This window comes from Tritonibacter mobilis F1926, assembly GCF_000376545.2.
Classification (GTDB): domain Bacteria; phylum Pseudomonadota; class Alphaproteobacteria; order Rhodobacterales; family Rhodobacteraceae; genus Epibacterium; species Epibacterium mobile.
In genome coordinates, this window is sequence record NZ_CP015230.1 from 932,308 (window position 1) to 949,488 (window position 17,181).

At 60.6% G+C, this 17,181-nt stretch carries 20 protein-coding genes and 1 other RNA gene; 14 read left to right on the forward strand and 7 right to left on the reverse strand.

The window, feature by feature from the left end:
* Positions 1-36 precede the first annotated feature (36 nt).
* The 3 genes from K529_RS04475 to K529_RS04485 are packed head-to-tail and all read left to right on the forward strand — an operon-like array spanning position 37 to position 1,528.
* Positions 37-618, forward strand: a complete 582-nt coding sequence (locus K529_RS04475; RefSeq protein WP_046002727.1) for a TetR/AcrR family transcriptional regulator — start codon at positions 37-39, stop codon at positions 616-618.
* Between the two features lie 23 nt (positions 619-641).
* The gene (locus tag K529_RS04480) at positions 642-929 is read left to right on the forward strand and encodes a YciI family protein (RefSeq protein WP_227511886.1); all 288 of its coding nucleotides are present in this window, start codon (positions 642-644) and stop codon (positions 927-929) included.
* Complete coding sequence (locus K529_RS04485; protein ID WP_005667311.1) at positions 926-1,528, forward strand: DNA-3-methyladenine glycosylase I; 603 nt, start codon at positions 926-928, stop codon at positions 1,526-1,528. The genes K529_RS04480 and K529_RS04485 overlap by 4 nt, the downstream gene beginning before the upstream one ends.
* 256 nt (positions 1,529-1,784) lie before the next feature.
* Here the strand turns inward: K529_RS04485 and K529_RS04490 are convergent, their stop codons facing one another.
* On the reverse strand, positions 1,785-2,954 hold the full coding sequence (locus K529_RS04490; RefSeq protein ID WP_005635925.1) for a M24 family metallopeptidase: 1,170 nt from the start codon (positions 2,952-2,954) through the stop codon (positions 1,785-1,787).
* Complete coding sequence (locus tag K529_RS04495) at positions 2,954-3,646, reverse strand: metal-dependent hydrolase (protein WP_005635927.1); 693 nt, start codon at positions 3,644-3,646, stop codon at positions 2,954-2,956. Before K529_RS04495 ends, K529_RS04490 begins: the two co-directional genes overlap by 1 nt.
* Before the next feature lie 344 nt (positions 3,647-3,990).
* Here K529_RS04495 and gatC point away from each other — a divergent pair, with 344 nt between their 5' ends.
* The 7 genes from gatC (at position 3,991) to K529_RS23960 (ending at position 8,525) form a co-directional block, all read left to right on the forward strand.
* Positions 3,991-4,278: an Asp-tRNA(Asn)/Glu-tRNA(Gln) amidotransferase subunit GatC gene (gene gatC, locus K529_RS04505; protein ID WP_005679979.1), complete on the forward strand. Its 288-nt coding sequence runs from the start codon at positions 3,991-3,993 to the stop codon at positions 4,276-4,278.
* 3 nt (positions 4,279-4,281) lie between these two features.
* The gene (gene gatA, locus K529_RS04510) at positions 4,282-5,769 is read left to right on the forward strand and encodes an Asp-tRNA(Asn)/Glu-tRNA(Gln) amidotransferase subunit GatA (protein WP_005679978.1); all 1,488 of its coding nucleotides are present in this window, start codon (positions 4,282-4,284) and stop codon (positions 5,767-5,769) included.
* 52 nt (positions 5,770-5,821) lie between these two features.
* Positions 5,822-6,583: a hypothetical protein gene (locus K529_RS04515; protein WP_046002730.1), complete on the forward strand. Its 762-nt coding sequence runs from the start codon at positions 5,822-5,824 to the stop codon at positions 6,581-6,583.
* Between the two features lie 9 nt (positions 6,584-6,592).
* Positions 6,593-7,252: an N-acetylmuramoyl-L-alanine amidase gene (locus tag K529_RS04520; protein ID WP_046002731.1), complete on the forward strand. Its 660-nt coding sequence runs from the start codon at positions 6,593-6,595 to the stop codon at positions 7,250-7,252.
* A gap of 127 nt (positions 7,253-7,379) precedes the next feature.
* An RNA gene (gene rnpB / locus K529_RS04525) (RNase P RNA component class A) lies at positions 7,380-7,808 on the forward strand.
* A gap of 182 nt (positions 7,809-7,990) precedes the next feature.
* Complete coding sequence (gene rpmG / locus K529_RS04530) at positions 7,991-8,158, forward strand: 50S ribosomal protein L33 (RefSeq protein ID WP_005630270.1); 168 nt, start codon at positions 7,991-7,993, stop codon at positions 8,156-8,158.
* Positions 8,159-8,399: 241 nt separating this feature from the next.
* Entirely contained in the window at positions 8,400-8,525 is a 126-nt protein-coding gene (locus K529_RS23960; protein ID WP_264753300.1) for a hypothetical protein, read from the forward strand.
* 159 nt (positions 8,526-8,684) lie between these two features.
* Here K529_RS23960 and K529_RS04535 read toward each other — a convergent pair whose 3' ends face one another.
* From K529_RS04535 to K529_RS04545, 3 genes are all read right to left on the reverse strand, one after another.
* Positions 8,685-9,176 (reverse strand): GNAT family N-acetyltransferase, encoded by a 492-nt coding sequence (locus K529_RS04535; protein ID WP_005630258.1) that lies wholly within the window; start codon positions 9,174-9,176, stop codon positions 8,685-8,687.
* A 104-nt stretch (positions 9,177-9,280) separates the two neighbouring features.
* Positions 9,281-10,060, reverse strand: coding sequence for a Bax inhibitor-1/YccA family protein (locus K529_RS04540; protein WP_005630255.1), 780 nt, complete (start codon positions 10,058-10,060; stop codon positions 9,281-9,283).
* Between the two features lie 228 nt (positions 10,061-10,288).
* Positions 10,289-10,501 (reverse strand): DUF1127 domain-containing protein, encoded by a 213-nt coding sequence (locus K529_RS04545; RefSeq protein ID WP_009177138.1) that lies wholly within the window; start codon positions 10,499-10,501, stop codon positions 10,289-10,291.
* Positions 10,502-10,625: 124 nt separating this feature from the next.
* Between K529_RS04545 and K529_RS04550 the strand changes: the two genes are divergently transcribed.
* Positions 10,626-11,543: a LysR family transcriptional regulator gene (locus K529_RS04550; RefSeq protein WP_198528130.1), complete on the forward strand. Its 918-nt coding sequence runs from the start codon at positions 10,626-10,628 to the stop codon at positions 11,541-11,543.
* Here the strand turns inward: K529_RS04550 and K529_RS04555 are convergent.
* On the reverse strand, positions 11,512-12,486 hold the full coding sequence (locus tag K529_RS04555; RefSeq protein WP_046002799.1) for an NADPH:quinone oxidoreductase family protein: 975 nt from the start codon (positions 12,484-12,486) through the stop codon (positions 11,512-11,514). The genes K529_RS04550 and K529_RS04555 overlap by 32 nt on opposite strands.
* A gap of 366 nt (positions 12,487-12,852) precedes the next feature.
* Here K529_RS04555 and K529_RS04560 point away from each other — a divergent pair, with 366 nt between their 5' ends.
* From K529_RS04560 to K529_RS04570, 3 genes are all read left to right on the forward strand, one after another.
* Positions 12,853-13,227 (forward strand): helix-turn-helix domain-containing protein, encoded by a 375-nt coding sequence (locus K529_RS04560; protein ID WP_005638576.1) that lies wholly within the window; start codon positions 12,853-12,855, stop codon positions 13,225-13,227.
* Between the two features lie 160 nt (positions 13,228-13,387).
* Positions 13,388-14,182, forward strand: a complete 795-nt coding sequence (gene hisN, locus K529_RS04565) for a histidinol-phosphatase (RefSeq protein WP_005638573.1) — start codon at positions 13,388-13,390, stop codon at positions 14,180-14,182.
* 181 nt (positions 14,183-14,363) lie between these two features.
* On the forward strand, positions 14,364-15,704 hold the full coding sequence (locus tag K529_RS04570) for an 8-oxoguanine deaminase (protein ID WP_040643053.1): 1,341 nt from the start codon (positions 14,364-14,366) through the stop codon (positions 15,702-15,704).
* 118 nt (positions 15,705-15,822) lie between these two features.
* On the opposite strand, the gene guaD is transcribed toward K529_RS04570, so the two are convergent.
* Complete coding sequence (guaD, locus tag K529_RS04575) at positions 15,823-17,112, reverse strand: guanine deaminase (protein WP_046002800.1); 1,290 nt, start codon at positions 17,110-17,112, stop codon at positions 15,823-15,825.
* Positions 17,113-17,181: the final 69 nt, after the last annotated feature.

The window sequence follows — 17,181 nt, forward strand, 5'->3', positions numbered from 1 at the left end:
CTCCTGTTTTAAGTCTCAGCCGAGGATGAAGTGGTGATGCCCAGCACGAGAGAGCGGATCGTCGAACAGGCCGATGTGCTGTTTTATGAGCGTGGGTATGAGGCCACCTCACTGGCCGATATTGCTGCGCCCCTGGGCCTGTCGCGCGGCAATTTCTACTATCATTTCAAGACAAAGGACGAGATCCTTGATGCGGTGATCGACCTGCGCCTGTCGCGCACGGCTGCGATGCTGACCGCGTGGGAGGCCGAGGGCGACACGCCGCTGGCACGCATCACCTGTTTCATCCGCATCCTGATCCGCAACCGCGCCAAGATCATGTCATGGGGCTGCCCTGTAGGCACATTGGTGAGCGAGCTTTCAAAGCTTGATCACATCGCCCAAGCACGCGCGGCGGAGCTGTTCACACTCTTCATAGACTGGCTCGCGCTGCAATTTCGCAGCGCCGGTGTAGAGCGCGACGCCAGGGCGCTTGCCACGCATCTGATGGGCCGCAGTCAGGGCGTCGCAGCGCTGGCGCAGGCCTTTGGCGACGAAGCGCTGATCGAGGCGGAGGTCGCGCAGATGACGGATTGGGTGGCACAGCAAATCGCGGCGCAACCCACAGATTATTCATAACAAGAGGGAGGGTCGCTTTGTTTGTGATCTTTTTAAAATTCACCGAAGAGAAGACCCGTGCCGGAGAGGCCATGGAGGCGCATAAAGCATGGCTGGCGCAAGGGTTTTCCGATGGGATTTTCCTTGCGGCAGGCTCTTTGGACGATGGCGCAGGGGGCGCGATCCTTGCTTTCGGCGAAGATCGCGACGCCTTGGAGGCGCGAGTGGCGGTCGACCCTTTTGTGCAGGAGGGCATTGTCACGGCTGAGATCACCGGATTTACGCCCGCGCGCACCGATGCGCGGCTCGGGTTCCTGAAGGTGGCCGGATGAGCCGTGTTGTCACAAGCACGGGTGGCCAGCAGCGGTGTGCATGGTCGGCCACGGCACCGGAGTTTGATGCCTACCACGATGCGGAGTGGGGCTTTCCGGTGGGGGACGACTGGCGGCTGTTTGAGAAGATCTGTCTGGAGAGTTTCCAGTCCGGCCTCAGTTGGCGCACCATCCTGTCGAAACGCGAGAACTTTCGCGCGGCTTTTGATGGCTTCGACTATCACAGCATGGCAGGGTATGGCCCGGAGAAAGTCGCCGCATTGTTGCAGGACGCGGGCATCATCCGTCATCGCGGCAAGATCGAGGCGGTCATCAATAATGCCGCGCGCGCGGTCGAACTGGAAGCCAGCGAGGGATCTCTGGCCGCATTCTTCTGGCGTTACGAGGTCAAGACACCCCCAGAGCCGCAGACCGTTTCCACCTGCCCAGAGTCAGTCGCGCTGTCGAAGGACCTGAAAAAACGGGGCTGGAAATTCGTCGGACCAACCACTTGTTTTGCTTTCATGCAGGCGATGGGGCTGGTCAACGATCACGCCGAGGGCTGCTACTGTCGCCCGTTGGCGGCTGAGGCGCGCCGGGCGTTTTCGGTTCCTCTCTGAAGATTGGCCTCTGACCATCGGCCTGAAGCTGCAGGTGGCTGCGTGGATCTACGACTGAGCCTCCGCAAAAACGGGGGTGCCATACGACTGCCGGATTTGAGGGATTTAGCTTTGGGCTTCGCCCAAAGCGACCCGCACCGCGCGCCCTTCGGGCGCGCGGTGCTCGGCCCAACGGGAAGAGTGGTTTTTTACAAACCGCGCTGACGGGCGGGAGGTCACCCGCCTGCCAGTGAAGCCGACCGGTTGAGGGGCCGGGTTACTTCACCACGATTTCGCGCGGCACATCGACCAGAGCCTCGCCGCCGTTCGGGGTCACCACAAATGTCTCTGTGATCGCCATGCCCCAGTCCGGGGTCCACAGACCCGGCATCAGGTGGAACGTCATGTTTTCTTCGAGCTTGGTGGTATCGCCTGGACGCAGCGACATCGTGCGCTCGCCCCAATCCGGCGGGTAGCTGAGGCCGACCGGATAGCCGGTGCGGTTGCCCTTGATGTAGCCCGCGCGGCCAAAGCTCTCATAGACGCAGGCGGCGACCTCTTCGCAGGTGACACCGGGTTTGGCGACCGCGAATGTGTCTTCGATCGCCTGCAGGATTGCCTTTTCCCCGCGGCGGATGTCCTCGGGCGGGCTGCCGAGGAACAGCGTGCGGCTGATCGGGCAATGATAGCGGCGCACGCAGCCCGAGATCTCGAAATAGGTTGCCTCTCCGGGGGCCAGGGGGCGGTCATTCCAGGTGATATGCGAGGCGGAGGCCTCAATGCCCGAGGGTGCGATCGGTGAGATTGCCGGATAATCTCCGGCCAGAAGCGGTAGACCCTCGATACCTGCGGCCTGCACCCGTGCCACCAGCGCGTTTTTGGGAATGCCTTCATTGAATTCCGCGCGCAGTACCCCGTGCATATGCGCCGAGAGCTTGCCTGCCGCCTGCATCAACTGCAGTTCCTGTTCGCTTTTGACAGCGCGTTGCCAGTTCACAAGGCCCGTGGCATCCGCAAAAGCATCGCGGCCAAAGGCGGTCTCCAGAATCTCATGGCTGCGGGCGGAGTAATAGTAGTTGTCCATCTCCACGCCGATGGCTTCGGTCCAGCCATATTCGCGCAGCAGATCCACCAGCGAGTCAAACGGGTGATGATCGGGGTGCTGGACGTGTTCTTCGGGCCAGTCGAAGAGATGATCGGCCTCCAGCCAGGTGGTCAGTGCGGCGCCCGGCTTGTCCTGAGTGCGGCCCCACCACATCGGCATGCCGTTTTCATGCAGAATCACTGCCTGCGGGACATAAAAGCTCCAGCCGTCGTAGCCGGTAAGCCATGCCATGTTGGAAGGATCGCAGATCACCAGTGTTTTAAGGCCCTGTGCTGCCATGGCGCGGCGGGTCTTTTCCAGTCTGCGGGCGTATTCGGTGGTGGTAAAATCGTTGGCGGGCATTAGAACTCGATTTCTTTCATAACCTGTGGCTCGATGACGTTGACGCCGGGAAGCCCGTCAATCAAGTCCTGTGCGCTCTGTTCCAGCAATGGAAAGGTGCGATAGTGGCAGGGAATGACCGTTTTGAAGGCAAAATAGCGCTTTGCGGCATAAGCGGCGGCCTTCATATCCATGGTGAAATGGCCACCAGCCGACAGGATGCCAATGTCGGGTTTGTAGTAGTCGCCCATCCAGTCCATATCGGCCATAATGTCGGTATCCCCCGAGACATAGATCATCTGTCCCTCGGCTTGGATCATATAGCCCACTTCGCTGCCAGCGGTGCGCAGCCCGTCGCGGGTGGAAAACGTGTTGGAATGGGAGGCGGGCACCATCGACACGCGGGTCTCGCCCACATCGACCGTGCCCCCTTTGTTAAAGCCCAGGGTTTCCACGCCTTCGGTTTCACCCCAATAGCCCATCAGATCATATTGACCGATGATCGGGATCGAGAGGTGTTTGGCAAGGCCAAGCACGTCTGCCACGTGATCAAAATGCGCGTGGGTCAACAGGATATGCGTGGCCCCCTTGGTGGCGGCATCATGCTGGCTGTCGTCCAGCATCGGGTTGCCGGTAAGCCAAGGGTCGATGAGGAGGGTGGTCTCGCCCGTTTCCAGACGAAAGCCGCCGTGACCTAGCCAGATCAGTTTCATGCGCCGTTCTCCGCGTTGTCCAAGACGTGTGTGGAATGTCTTTTACGTGACCCTATCAGGGGTTTGGGAAAAATCCATGGCTGTGATGAAATCATGAAAGACGATAGAGCAGGGGCAGCGCTCCCGCCCGCTCTCATGCCCCTTTGGGGCCTTTCGATCCGTTGGGTCGAGCGCGCGCGGACAGCTTTGCTGTCCGCGCGCGGGTCGCATCGGGCAAAGCCCGATGCGAAACACCTCAGTTGGCGGTGGGATTTGGATCTCGCGGGCGGAGAATTCCTAAGGCAGGCTTGCGGCGCGCAGGCACGAGCGGTAAACGCGTGGACAAGACGAGATGAGGGTTATTGATGTCGATTGACCAAAGCACAGCCGCGAAAGTGGCCAAACTGGCCCGGATCAAGGTCGAAGAGGACGCTCTGCCTGCGTTGGCAGAGGAGTTCAACACGATCCTCGGGTTCATCGAGCAACTGAACGAAGTGGATGTTGAGGGCGTCGAGCCGATGACCTCCGTCACCCCGCAGCGCCTCAAGCGCCGCGAGGATGTGGTCACCGATGGCAACCAGCAGGACAAGGTGCTGGCCAATGCCCCGGATGCCCGCGAAGGCTTCTTTGCTGTGCCCAAGGTTGTGGAGTAAGATATGTCTGACCTGAACAAACTGGGCCTTGCAGAGGCCCGCGATCTGCTGCGCAAGGGTGACACCACCTCTGTGGAACTCACCGAGGCCTGCCTCAAGGCCATCGACGGGGCGGATGCGCTCAACGCGTTTGTGCATAAAACCCCCGATGTCGCGCTGGAGCGTGCCAAGGCGGCGGACGCGCGGATTGCCGAGGGCGATGCGCCCGCCATGTGTGGTCTGCCCATCGGAATCAAGGATCTGTTCTGCACCAAAGGTGTCGACAGCCAGGCGGCGTCGAACATCCTCAAAGGGTTCAAGCCCGAATATGAATCCACCGTCTCGCAGAAATTGCAGGACGCAGGCGCGGTCATGCTCGGCAAGCTGAACATGGACGAATTTGCCATGGGCTCGTCGAACGAGACCTCTGCCTATGGCAATGCGATCAGCCCATGGCGGCGCGGCGCGGAAGAGACCCCGCTGACGCCCGGTGGGTCTTCGGGTGGCTCGGCGGCAGCTGTGGCGGCAGACCTGTGCCTTGCGGCGACCGGAACTGATACGGGCGGCTCGATCCGCCAGCCTGCGGCCTTTACTGGCACCGTTGGCATCAAACCCACCTATGGGCGCTGCTCGCGCTGGGGCATTGTGGCCTTTGCCTCCTCGCTGGATCAGGCCGGGCCGATGACCAAGAACGTGCGCGACGCGGCTATCATGCTTGAGGCCATGTGCGGCTATGACGCCAAGGATTCGACCTCTGCGGACCTCGCGGTGCCGAACTTCGAGGCGATGTTGACCGGCGACATCAAAGGCAAGAAAATCGGCATCCCGCGCGAATATCGCATGGACGGCATGCCCGCCGAGATTGCCAAGCTCTGGGACGAGGGCGCGGCGATGCTCAAGGCTGCGGGGGCCGAGATCGTCGATATCTCGCTGCCGCACACAAAATACGCACTGCCCGCCTATTACGTGATTGCCCCGGCTGAGGCTTCTTCGAACCTCGCGCGCTATGATGGCGTGCGCTACGGCCATCGCGCGACGCTGGCGCAGGGTGACGGCATCACCGAGATGTACGAGAAAACCCGCGCCGAAGGATTTGGCCACGAGGTGCAACGCCGCGTGATGGTCGGCACCTATGTGCTGTCGGCGGGGTTCTATGACGCCTATTACAACCGCGCCCGCAAGGTCCGCACCCTGATCAAAAAGGATTTCGAGGATGCCTTTGCCGCAGGTGTTGATGCGATCCTGACCCCGGCGACGCCTTCTGCGGCCTTTGGCCTTGGCGAGATGAATGACGAAGATCCGGTCAAGATGTACCTGAACGATGTCTTCACGGTCACCGTGAACCTTGCAGGTTTGCCCGGTATTTCGGTGCCAACCAGTGTCGACACCCAAGGTCTGCCGCTGGGGCTGCAGCTGATCGGGCGGCCGTGGGAAGAAGGGGATCTTCTGAATACCGCCTATGCGCTGGAGCAATCCGCCGGATTTGTAGCCAAGCCTGCGCAGTGGTGGTAAAACACATCGCTAAGAAGAGTGAAAAGCTAGACTGAGCAGACAGGTGACACAGATGCGAGTTTCGGGATTTTTGATCGCGGTCAGCGCGATGGCACTGGTGGCCTGCAGCCCGCAGGTCCCCGACAGCGCGGCAGGGGTAGGGGACGCAACAAGTCCCTTTAACGCTCCGCCCGAGGTCGAAGCGGGCCGCACCCTGAACGGCGCACCTCTGGTGCCCGCATCTCGCCTGTCGACTGAAACGTCTGGAACAAACGCCAACTGGCAGCAGCCCCGCCCCTCCGGGGCTGCCGCAACTGCGAATGACGACATCGCCAGAGAGGCCGCAGCAGCGATTTCAGCCGCTGGTCAGAACTCAGGTCAGGCCCCGCTGGAGGCAAGCCCCTCGAACCCGGCACCCGCACTGGTCGGCAACCCCAACCTGTCGGACGAGAATAATTTCGAGGCCGTTGCTGCCCGGCAAACCATCGAGAGTGACGCTGAGCGCATCGCACGTCAGCGTGCGCAATATCAGGTGGTCACCCCCACGGCTGTGCCAGACCGCCCGCAGGATCTGGCGCCCAATATCGTGCGCTACGCGCTGTCGACCTCCAATCCACGCGGTCAGCGGATCTATAGCCGCACCGGGATCAACCTGCAGGCCCGTTCGCAGCGCCACTGCGCGGAATATGCCTCTGCCGATCTCGCGCAGACCGCATTTCTTGAGATGGGCGGGCCAAAACGGGACCGCAAGGCGCTGGACCCGGATGGGGATGGCTACGCCTGCGGCTGGGACCCGGCCCCGTTCCGCGCCGCTGTGCGCGCGCAGGGCGACTAAGCTGAACACATGTCTGATGTCTCCCCGATCTGGCAGCCGAGTCCCAACTACGGGCCACGGCGTGAGGGCCTGCGCCCCCATCTGATCGTGCTGCATTACACCGCAATGCAGAGCGCCGATGCAGCACTCACGCGGCTATGTGATCCCGCATATGAGGTCTCGGCTCATTATCTGATCGGCGGCGATGGCAGACTTTGGCAATTGGTCGAAGAGGACCAGCGCGCCTGGCACGCAGGCGCAGGCGAATGGGCGGGGCAGCAAGACATCAATTCACGCTCTATCGGGATTGAGTTGGACAATCGCGGCGATCATCCGTTCTCGGAGCCGCAAATGCACAGGCTGGAAACCCTTCTGCCACAAATCATGACCCGCTGGAACATTGCGCCCGAGGGTGTGATTGGCCATTCAGACCTTGCGCCGGGGCGCAAATGGGATCCGGGGCCGCGCTTCGACTGGCAGCGGCTGGCGACCCTTGGATATGCGCGGCCTGCCAGCCGGTCACATGCCGCCACCGCCGCGACACCGCAAACCTTACGCGAGGCAGCTCAGGCCTGCGGGTTCACCGCCGAGGTTGACGATGCCACGCTTCTGGAGGCCGTGCGTCTGCGCTATCGGCCCTGGGGGGAGGGGCCGCTGTGCCGCGACGACCTCATCCCGCTTCTGGACTGATTTTCACCTTCTCACAAATATCCTGGGGTGAATGCGCATCCGCGCAGAGGGGCAACGCCCCTCCCCCCCGCCCCTCCCACCCGCGCCACCTTGACGCAGCGCCGATGCAGGCGTAGGCAGACCGCGCGCAGAGAGCCGGATGGCCGCGTTGGGGCATCAAGCCCCCGCGAGGAAAGTCCGGACTCCCTGAAACAACGGTGCCGGGTAACGCCCGGGCAGGGCAACCTGACGGAAAGCGCCACAGAAATGAGACCGCCTCGCCGCTCTGGAGGTTCGCCGAAGGATGCGACGGGGTAAGGATGAAACGGTGGGGTAAGAGCCCACCGCACCGCTGGCAACAGGGGTGGCACGGCAAGCCCCACCGGGAGCAATGCCAAATAGGGCCTCCGCGCGGGCCGGGTCGGGCAACCGAGACCGCCGCTAGGGATGTTTCACCCGAGAGAGGCCGGGTTGGCAGCTAGAGGCGTCCGGCAACGGGCGTCCCAGAAGAATGGTCATCAAACCCTGCCTTTCGGGGCAGGGGGAACAAGATCCGGCTTATAGGCTCTCTGCGCAAAATACGTAGCCTTTCCAGGCGCGACAGCATCGTAATCCGCCCCTAAAGCGGGATTTTAGTAAGAGCTGCAATTTAGCCGGGCGAATCCTATTGACACTCGCCACCACAAAGGTAAAAGCGCACGCTCATATAGGAATTAGACCCGAGAGGCCCCCTGCCTTTTCGGACGCAGGAGAAGCACAATGGCGAAGCCGACGACCATCAAAATCCGCCTGAACTCGACCGCGGGCACGGGCCACTTCTACGTGACCAAGAAAAACGCGCGCACCATGACCGAGAAAATGACCGTTCGTAAATACGACCCGGTCGCGCGCAAGCACGTCGAGTACAAAGAAGGCAAAATCAAGTAAGCCTTTCGGGGTCCATTGGATCTCAGTCTAAAAAAGGTCGCGCATCGGGCGCGGCCTTTTTTGTTGCGCAGCACAGACCATATGCGCAGCGCAGGGTTTGCCCGCAGGAAACGGTGTCGCGCTTATCTAAAATGCAGAATGTGTGCCGGGCCTTGGCCGTGGGATCTGCACATTCCTGCCCTATTTCGCGGTCAGACCTCTAGGCGTGGTGTGAAAGTTAGAGAGTGGAGAGGGTGATCTTATGAGAAGCCTGATTGGATTGTCTGCGCTGATGTTGTTGTTGCCTGCAGCTGTGGCACTGACCGAACAGCAAGAAACCGTTGCAGTGCTGAAAGCCCCGACAGTTGTCGACGTCAAAGCGCTCTGAACTGGGCAGACGTGTTGCCTCGTGCGTCGATTGATTTAACGGAAGTTACCCCCCCTGACGAGCGCCGTTGAAGGGAACCATGCCAAGGTTCAACCGGATTGAAACAGGCCCACCAGTGATGCACCGGGGCGTCAAATGCGCCTCCGGCAGGGCGAGCCATCAGGACTTGGTTTCGCGGTCCTTGCGCCACTCTGCCATGGTGAGAACCGGCTCCAGCCCAAAATGACGCATCAATGCGGCTGAGGCCGCGTTGAAGGGCGCGTAGGTCACGCCGATCACATCGGCCCCTTTCTCAAGTGCGTCCTGTTTCATTCGCGTCATCAGCGCCTTGCCCACCCCGATCTGGCGCAGTGCGGGGGTGACGGCTATGTGGTGCACCGTTGCGCGGCGCTCTGCCGGGCGCACGGGCAGGGCGGGGCGGTCCTCCATCCCATAGATCAGATACCCCATAACGGCGTCCTGAGGGCTGATGGCTGCGAGGGCGTAAATCTCTGGTTTCTCCAGCCACTCCTGCAACCACGCACAAAGATCAGCGTCCTCGGGGTCAGGTGTGTGGCGTTCAGGCTGGTGCTCGACGTGGAGCGCGTGCAAGTCCTGCAGCAGTGGCACCAAGAGCGTGGCCCGCTCTGGGCCAATGGGTTCAATCTTCATCGGTCAATCCTTGGGACGTGTCGAAATCAAATCAGGGGTCTGAAAATGAAAAGGGGCGGATCAATCTGATCCGCCCCGGCTGTCTGTAAGTTGGGAAGTTGCGGTTATTCGCGGTTCCCGAGCAGCTGGAGCAGCATCATGAACATGTTGATGAAGTCCAGATAGAGGCTCAGCGCGCCCATGACGGCAGCCTTGCCAAGCCATTCCTGATCGCCAGCATGTGCCATCTGCAGGTAGTCGTTCTTGATGCGCTGGGTGTCATAAGCGGTGAGGCCCGCAAAGATCAGAACACCGATCACGGAGATTGCAAACGCCATCGCGGAAGATGCGAGGAAGATGTTCACAACCGACGCCACGATCAGGCCGATCAGACCCATGATCAGGAACGAACCCATGCCGGACAGGTCTTTCTTGGTGGTGTAACCCACCAGCGACAGACCCGCAAAGGCGATGGAGGTCACGAGGAACACCTGCGCGATGCTTTCACCGGTGAAGGTCACGAAGATCGAAGAGATCGACAGACCCATCAGTGCGGCAAAAGCGTAGAAGACAACCTGAACGCCAGCGGCGGACAGACGGTTCACAGCAGCGCCAAAGCCAAAGAAGACAAAGGCCAGCGGGGCGAACATGATCACCCACTTCAGCGGCGACGCATAGATCGCATAGCCGAAGTTGGTCAGATAGCTGTCAGAGCTCAGCTGCGCGACGGCATTGGCCGGGTCAGACGTGACCGACAGGCCTGCAATCGCCCAAGCGGCGAGGAAGGTAATAAGTGTGCCCACGGACATGGTGCCGTAGACTTTGTTCATGTGGGCGCGAAGCCCGGCGTCGATCTCGGCGCTACGCGCGCCGGCAGCAGATCGAATGCTGTCAAACTGTGCCATGTGTCATGGTCTCCGTCTAGGTTCTCCCTCAGAGCACACCCGCGACGCGGATCTGCCTGTTGCCTCAAATATTGGCTTTTGCGCCCGCAGGTTCAAGAGGTTCGGGCCTGCAATCGAGGTAAAATGAACAGCAGTTTGGCAAGTTTTTTACCGGAACCGGATCCGCCGAGCGGGGTGAGCCGGTTCCGGCCGTTTTTGGCTCTGTTCTTGGTCTGCACTGAGGGCACCTCAGCTCAACCAGTATTGCGGTGCATCCCATGCTTTGCGGCGTGCCTCGGCGTCCGCAGCCTCGCGGGTCAGGCCGACGTCTTTTAGCTGCTCATCGCTGAGTTCGGCCAGATGCATGCGCTGGCGGCGTAGCGCGAACATCTGAGCGATGTATAAAAAGAGCGAGGGGCGCCGCAGATAGACGGGGCGGCTGTGTTCAATGCAATTCGCCATGATGGCCTCCTGAGATTGTTTTGTGATGGATGCACTTGATTGCATCACTGATATTGATGTATACCGAAGGGGAATACATTCTCAAAACGAATGATTTTGAAGTGATCCATCAAAAGGTGTGATGATGAGAAATTTGGACATAACCACGCTGCGTTCTTTTGTGGCGGTTGCCGACACTGGCGGCGTCACGCGTGCGGCGTCTTTTCTGCATCTGACCCAGTCGGCTGTGTCCATGCAGCTCAAACGTCTCGAAGAGATGCTGGGGGTCGAACTTCTGGATCGTTCCGGGCGTAATATCGGTCTGACAGCCGCAGGCGAGCAGCTCTTGGGCTTTGCGCGCAAGATGCTGAGCCTCAATGACGAGATCATCACCCGCCTGACTGATCAGGCCTTTGAGGGGGAGGTAACGCTGGGGGTGCCCCATGATGTGGTGCATCCGGTGATCCCGATGGTGATGCAGCGCTTTAATGTGCAGTTCCCACGCGTGAAGGTGAACCTATGTACGTCTCACACACGCGAATTGAAAGCGGACTTCGATCTTGGACGGTTTGACCTCATTGTGACCACCGAAACAGCCGCCGGCGCGGGCGGAGAGGCCATCCACCAGATGCCGCTCCAGTGGATTGGCGCGCTGGGTGGGCAGACGTGGCGCCAGCGCCCGCTTCGGATCGGGTTCTGCCGCAATTGTATCTTCCGTGGGTTGGCAACGGCAGCGCTCGATGACGCGGGTATCCCGTGGGAAATGGCGGTGGACAGCGAGTCTGACCGCACAGTGGAGGCCACCGTCAGCGCAGATCTGGCCGTTGGTGTGCTGCTTGAGGGCACCCAGCCTGCGCATCAACAGGTGATCGACCACGGTGGCAGCCTGCCACGCTTGCCGGTCCAGCACATTAACCTCTACGGCGCAGAGCGGGCACGGGCGCAATATGTCGACCACCTCGCAGGCCTGATCCGTCAGGGGTTTGCCGGTCTTTCGCAACCTGGATTGCGCGCCGTGGGAACCGAAATGGTCAGCGCCGGAGCCCAGCTCGGGGTTGCATGATGACCTTGCCGGTGGCGGCGCGGCTGCGGATGAGTTCCAAGCCTTGCGCCGTCTCACGCAGGGGCAGCCGGTGACTGATGTGCGGCGTGATCCGCCCTTCGGCCAGCCACTGCATTAGTCGCTCAAAGGTCTGTCGCCCCAGCTCGGGGCGCAGTTTCACCAGCCCACCGAGATAAAAGCCAAACACTGTCAGGTTCTTGACCAGCAGGTGATTGGCCGGAATTTGCGGCACCTCACCGCCTGCAAATCCGATAGGCAGCAGCCGACCGCCAGGATTGGTGGCGCGAAACGCGGCCTGCCAGATGTCACCGCCCACCGCGTCATAGACCACATCCGCGCCACCCAGATCCTTGACCCGTTGGCGCAGATCCTCGCTGGCGTCGACCAGATGGTCCGCACCCGCTGCTTGTGCCACCCTGAGCTTTTCTGGCCCGCGCGCCTGCGCGATCACCTCAGCACCCAAGAGTTTCCCGATCTCAACCGCCGTAAGCCCCACGCCCCCAGCAGCACCGGTCACCAGCAGGCGCTCTCCGGGTTGCACCTTGGCCAGATGCTCCAAGGCAAGCAGGCTGGTGCCATAGGCGATCAAGGACGCAGCCGCAGCGTCATAACTGACATTTTCGGGAATATGCACTGCGCGGCTGGCGTCAAATACGCCCATTTCCGCCAATCCGTCTTGGCCGCTAAATACCGCGACGCGGTCGTCGATTTCAAATTCCGAAATTTGCGCACCTATTGCGGTGACCCGCCCGGCGCATTCCAGCCCCGGTGTAAAGGGGAGGGGAGGCGTATCCTGATAATTCCCCTTGATCATTAATAGGTCGGCAAAGTTCAGGGCGCAGGCATGGATTTCAACAGCGATCTGATCCGGGCCCAGAGGTGGAATTGGCGTTTCAATCAGATTTCCACTCTGCCCATGATTTACTATACGAAAGGATAGCATTTTGGTTTCCCTCGTTATTTTCCGACTTGAGTGATTCGAATCAAAGATGAATGTTTTGACACCGATTTCACGCCTCGCCATTTATGGTGAGTGGCAGCAAACCGTATTTGTACCGTCTTTCGCGATAATTTTTGATGCATAAAATCATATATTTGCCTGCCGAGGCTCGTAGAGCGCGTGTTGGAAAACTTGTATTCAACCACGAAGAGCGTACACTTTCCACATAACTGAACTTCTGACCCTAACCAAAAGATCCCGATGTCGGCTTGTGCGCCATCGGTATGCGGGTCCGGAACAGTGGTTTGCGGCGTAGAATTTCGCGCCGCACACCAGTTTTCTGGAGGCCGTAGCTGGGAGATACTACAAATGGCACATCCCGTCGACATTCACGTTGGCAAACGCATTCGGCACCGTCGCTGGCTTATTGGCATGACTCAGCAGCAATTGGCAGAAAAGGTTGGGATTAAATTCCAACAGATCCAGAAGTACGAAACCGGCGCAAACCGCGTCAGTGCTTCCCGGCTTTGGGATATTTCTGACGCGCTGGATGTAAATATCAGCTTCTTCTTTGAAGGGCTGCAGGATGAAACTGCGAAAGTGGTCCCCGAAAAAGCCCGCGTTCCTGCGGATCTTATGGGCGACAAGGAAGCTCTGGATCTGGTGCGGTCTTACTACGCTATCCCAGAAAACCAGCGTCGCCGACTGTTCGAACTCGCGCGCGTCCTCAGCGACGTCGCCTGAGGTAACAGCTGACTGCGAAGGATCTAGGCCGCATTGCGCGGCCTTTTTCATGCGCAGGCCCCGCACCCGGTTGCGTGCCTAAGTGCTTTGGACTTGAAATGCTCACGCCTCTCGTGGCACGCGATTGAGGCTTGCCAATTCAATGACGGGGCCTCGTGTCATGACCTATTCCGCCAATCTCTCCGATCTGGAAGTCGCGCGCCGTTTGGCGGATGCGGCCCGAGAAGCGATCTTGCCGCATTTTCGTAACACGGCCACTACCGCAGACAATAAACTGGATGCGGGTTTTGATCCGGTGACAGTTGCGGATCGCGCCGCCGAAGAGGCCATGCGCGCCGTGCTGGCCGAGTTGCGCCCCGAAGACAGTATTCTCGGCGAAGAATTTGGGCCCACGACAGGCGATAGCGGGCGGACATGGGTGCTTGACCCGATTGATGGCACGCGCGGTTTCATCAGTGGTACACCCACTTGGGGGGTGCTGATTGCGCTGTCGGATGCAAACGGTCCGATGCTGGGCATCATTGATCAGCCCTATATCGGTGAGCGGTTCGAGGGCTGCCGGGGGCATGCTCAGGTGATCGGCCCCCATGGCACGCGCCCGTTGCACACCCGAAAGACCAATGCGCTTGAGGATGCCATCCTGTTCACCACCTTCCCAGAGGTCGGCACCACGGAGGATCGCGCCGGGTTTGAACGTGTCGCGCGCCACGTCAAACTGACCCGCTATGGCATGGATTGCTACGCCTATGCGCTATTGGCGGCGGGAACTGTGGATCTGGTGATCGAGGCTGGATTAAACGCCTATGATATCCAAGCTCCTATCGCGGTGATTGAGGCCGCAGGCGGCATTGTCACCAATTGGGAGGGCGGCCCGGCTCATGATGGCGGTCGCGCGCTTGCTGCTGCAAACCCTGAAATTCACGCAGCCGCACTGGCATTGTTGCAGCGCGCGTGATGGATTACGGGCAAGCACATGTTTTCACGGCAATTGCAGAAGCTGTTTAACGGATTGCCTGACTTGCTCTTTTAGCGGCGGCTGGGATAGCAATAGATCTGCGCCGAGTCCTTTGCCCGTATTCCGTCGGCGTCTCTTCACCTCCACCTTATGAAACGGGCAGATTTTGGAGCGTGAAGTCGTGACTGATTTTCTTTTGAAAAATGCCGAAACCCTGCTGACTATGGATGATGACCGGCGGGTGTTGAAATCCGCCGACATCCGGGTGCGGGACGGTGTTATTGTTGAGATCGGGCAGGGCCTGCAAGGGGCAGAGGCGACCGTGGACGCCAGCGGCACCGTGGTGACGCCGGGGCTCGTCAACACCCATCACCACCTCTATCAGAACCTCACCCGCGCCGTGCCGGGTGGGCAGGATGCGCTGCTGTTTGGGTGGTTGCAGACCCTTTATCCGATCTGGTCGCGCATGGGGCCGGAGCATTTGCAGGTCTCGACCCAGCTTGGTCTGGCAGAACTGGCGCTGTCGGGCTGTAGCCTGACCTCGGATCATCTCTATCTCTTTCCCAACGGTGGACGGCTGGACGACACCATCCATGCCGCGGCCGAGGTGGGGCTGCGGTTTCATCCCACCCGTGGCGCAATGAGCATCGGTGAAAGCGACGGCGGCCTGCCGCCCGATGCTCTGGTGGAGCGCGAAGCCGACATTCTTGAGGATATGATCCGGGTGGTGGATGCGTTTCACGATCCCAGCGAAGGCTCCATGTGCCGGGTGGGGCTGGCGCCCTGTTCGCCATTCTCGGTCAGCCGGGAGCTGATGCGCGACGCGGCGGTGCTGGCGCGCGACAAGGGCGTGATGCTGCACACCCATCTGGCGGAGAATGACGAGGACATCGCCTATAGCGAGGCGAAATTTGGCTGCCGCCCCGGTCAATACGCCGAGGACCTGGGCTGGACCGGCGATGATGTCTGGCACGCGCATTGCGTGAAACTGGACGTGGAAGAGATTGATCTCTTTGCCAAAACACGCACGGGCGTGGCCCATTGTCCGTGTTCCAACTGCCGCCTTGGCAGCGGTATCGCGCCGGTGCGCCAGATGCGGGATGCGGGCGTCAAGGTTGGGCTTGGGGTGGATGGATCTGCCAGCAACGATATTTCCAACCTCTGGGATGAGGCGCGACAGGCGATGTTGCTGCAGCGGGTCGCCAATGGCGCGGATGCCATGTCCGCCTATGAGGCGCTGGAGATTGCCACCCGGGGCGGTGCGGATGTGTTGGGTCGGCCGGATTGCGGGCGTATTGCGGTCGGCAAACGCGCGGATCTGGCGGTCTGGGATGTCTCTGGCCTTGCGTCAAGCGGAAGCTGGGATCCAGCGGCATTGGTTCTGGCGGGGCCGCGACAGGTGCGCGACCTTTTTGTCGAGGGGCGTCAGGTGGTGGCTTGGGGCCGTATGACCACGCTGGACCTCTCGGCGGTGATCCGTCGGCATGGCGAGATGACGCAAGCTCTGGCCAACGGGGCCTGAGCGTTTGGCTTGAAGGTTGGAGGATGCGAGGCTCTGCCTCGCGCTCCGGGATATTTTGAGTTAGAAGAGCTTGGGGTGGCGCCGCCCTTTGTTATTTCATTGGGGTTTAGCGGGGCCTTCAGTGGGCCTTGCGGCCATTGATGCGGACCTCTGCGATGGCGCGATCATCGCCCATCATCAGCGTTGGGAACAGCGCTTCCCAGAGATCAGTCGCGCGGTTGGCGCGCTGGGCAATGGCGGGGGTTGAGGCAAGATCGAGCACCACCAGATCAGCCTCCATGCCCACCGCGAGATTACCGACCTTGTCCTGAAGTCCGAGCGCCGTGGCAGAGCCCTGGGTCGCCAGCCACAGCAGTTGCGCCGCATGCAAAGGCGTGCCGCGCAGTTGAGCGACCTCATAGGCGGCGGCCATGGTGCGCAGCATTGAAAAGCTCGACCCGCCGCCGGTGTCGGTCGCGAGGCCGATGCGCTGCCCCTCGTGTATCAGCCCCTGCATGTCAAAAAGGCCGGAGCCGATGAAGGTGTTGGAGGTGGGGCAATGAATGAGGCTTGCGCGGGTCTCGCGCAGCCGGTCGCGTTCGCGCGGTTCCAGATGGATGGCGTGGCCAAAGATTGCGCCCTCACGCAGAAGGCCAAATTGTTCGTACGTGTCGAGATAGTCGCGCGCCTCGGGATAAAGGCTGCGCACCCATTCGATCTCGTCAAGTTGCTCGCTCAGATGGGTTTGCATCAGACAGGTGGGCTGCGCGGCCCAAAGCGCGCCGAGTGCTTCGAGCTGTTCCGGGGTTGAGGTGGGCGAAAACCGCGGCGTGATGGCGTAGGTGATCCGGTCGACACCGTGCCAGCGCTGGATCAGCGCGGCGCTGTCGTCATGGGCGCTCTGTGGCGTATCCCGCAGGCCCTCGGGGGCGTTGCGGTCCATGCAGGTCTTGCCTGCGACCACCCGCTGCCCGCGCGCCTGCGCCGCCTGAAACAGCGACTCGACGCTTTCGGGATGGATGGTGCAGTAGCTCGCCACCGTCGTGGTGCCGCAGGCGGTAGTCAAATCCAGATAGCGCGCCGCGATCTCCGCCGCATACACCGCATCGCCAAACCGCATTTCCTCGGGGAAGGTGTAGGTGTTGAGCCAGTCGATCAGCCGCTTGCCCCAGCTGGCGATGATCGCGGTCTGCGGATAATGCACATGCGCGTCGACAAACCCCGGTATGATCAGCTTGTTGCCGTGATCAACGATCTCCGCCTCTGGCAGCGCCTTGGTGAGCGCAGCACGGCTGCCGAGCGCCACGATTTTGCCGCCGCGCATAGCAATGGCCTCGTGCTGTTCCACGGCGGCTTCGGGGCCGGCCGCATCAAAAGGGGATGCCGAAAAAGACAGCACTCGGCCCAGAAGAATGAGATCTTGTTTCATTGCGGTGTCACATCTGTTGTCAAATCAGTTGCACAGAGGATAGGGCTCTGCGCGGTGAGGGTAAATTGC

Excerpts from the sequence above, each read along its gene's own strand:
- K529_RS04475 (WP_046002727.1), top strand. The coding sequence starts at position 37 with ATGCCCAGCACGAGAGAGCGGATCGTCGAACAGGCCGATGTGCTGTTT.
- K529_RS04485 (WP_005667311.1), top strand. The coding sequence starts at position 926 with ATGAGCCGTGTTGTCACAAGCACGGGTGGCCAGCAGCGGTGTGCATGG.
- K529_RS04490 (WP_005635925.1), bottom strand. The coding sequence starts at position 2,954 with ATGCCCGCCAACGATTTTACCACCACCGAATACGCCCGCAGACTGGAA.
- K529_RS04495 (WP_005635927.1), bottom strand. The coding sequence starts at position 3,646 with ATGAAACTGATCTGGCTAGGTCACGGCGGCTTTCGTCTGGAAACGGGC.
- gatC (WP_005679979.1), top strand. The coding sequence starts at position 3,991 with ATGTCGATTGACCAAAGCACAGCCGCGAAAGTGGCCAAACTGGCCCGG.
- gatA (WP_005679978.1), top strand. The coding sequence starts at position 4,282 with ATGTCTGACCTGAACAAACTGGGCCTTGCAGAGGCCCGCGATCTGCTG.
- K529_RS04515 (WP_046002730.1), top strand. The coding sequence starts at position 5,822 with ATGCGAGTTTCGGGATTTTTGATCGCGGTCAGCGCGATGGCACTGGTG.
- K529_RS04520 (WP_046002731.1), top strand. The coding sequence starts at position 6,593 with ATGTCTGATGTCTCCCCGATCTGGCAGCCGAGTCCCAACTACGGGCCA.
- rpmG (WP_005630270.1), top strand. The coding sequence starts at position 7,991 with ATGGCGAAGCCGACGACCATCAAAATCCGCCTGAACTCGACCGCGGGC.
- K529_RS23960 (WP_264753300.1), top strand. The coding sequence starts at position 8,400 with ATGAGAAGCCTGATTGGATTGTCTGCGCTGATGTTGTTGTTGCCTGCA.
- K529_RS04535 (WP_005630258.1), bottom strand. The coding sequence starts at position 9,176 with ATGAAGATTGAACCCATTGGCCCAGAGCGGGCCACGCTCTTGGTGCCA.
- K529_RS04540 (WP_005630255.1), bottom strand. The coding sequence starts at position 10,060 with ATGGCACAGTTTGACAGCATTCGATCTGCTGCCGGCGCGCGTAGCGCC.
- K529_RS04545 (WP_009177138.1), bottom strand. The coding sequence starts at position 10,501 with ATGGCGAATTGCATTGAACACAGCCGCCCCGTCTATCTGCGGCGCCCC.
- K529_RS04550 (WP_198528130.1), top strand. The coding sequence starts at position 10,626 with ATGAGAAATTTGGACATAACCACGCTGCGTTCTTTTGTGGCGGTTGCC.
- K529_RS04555 (WP_046002799.1), bottom strand. The coding sequence starts at position 12,486 with ATGCTATCCTTTCGTATAGTAAATCATGGGCAGAGTGGAAATCTGATT.
- K529_RS04560 (WP_005638576.1), top strand. The coding sequence starts at position 12,853 with ATGGCACATCCCGTCGACATTCACGTTGGCAAACGCATTCGGCACCGT.
- hisN (WP_005638573.1), top strand. The coding sequence starts at position 13,388 with ATGACCTATTCCGCCAATCTCTCCGATCTGGAAGTCGCGCGCCGTTTG.
- guaD (WP_046002800.1), bottom strand. The coding sequence starts at position 17,112 with ATGAAACAAGATCTCATTCTTCTGGGCCGAGTGCTGTCTTTTTCGGCA.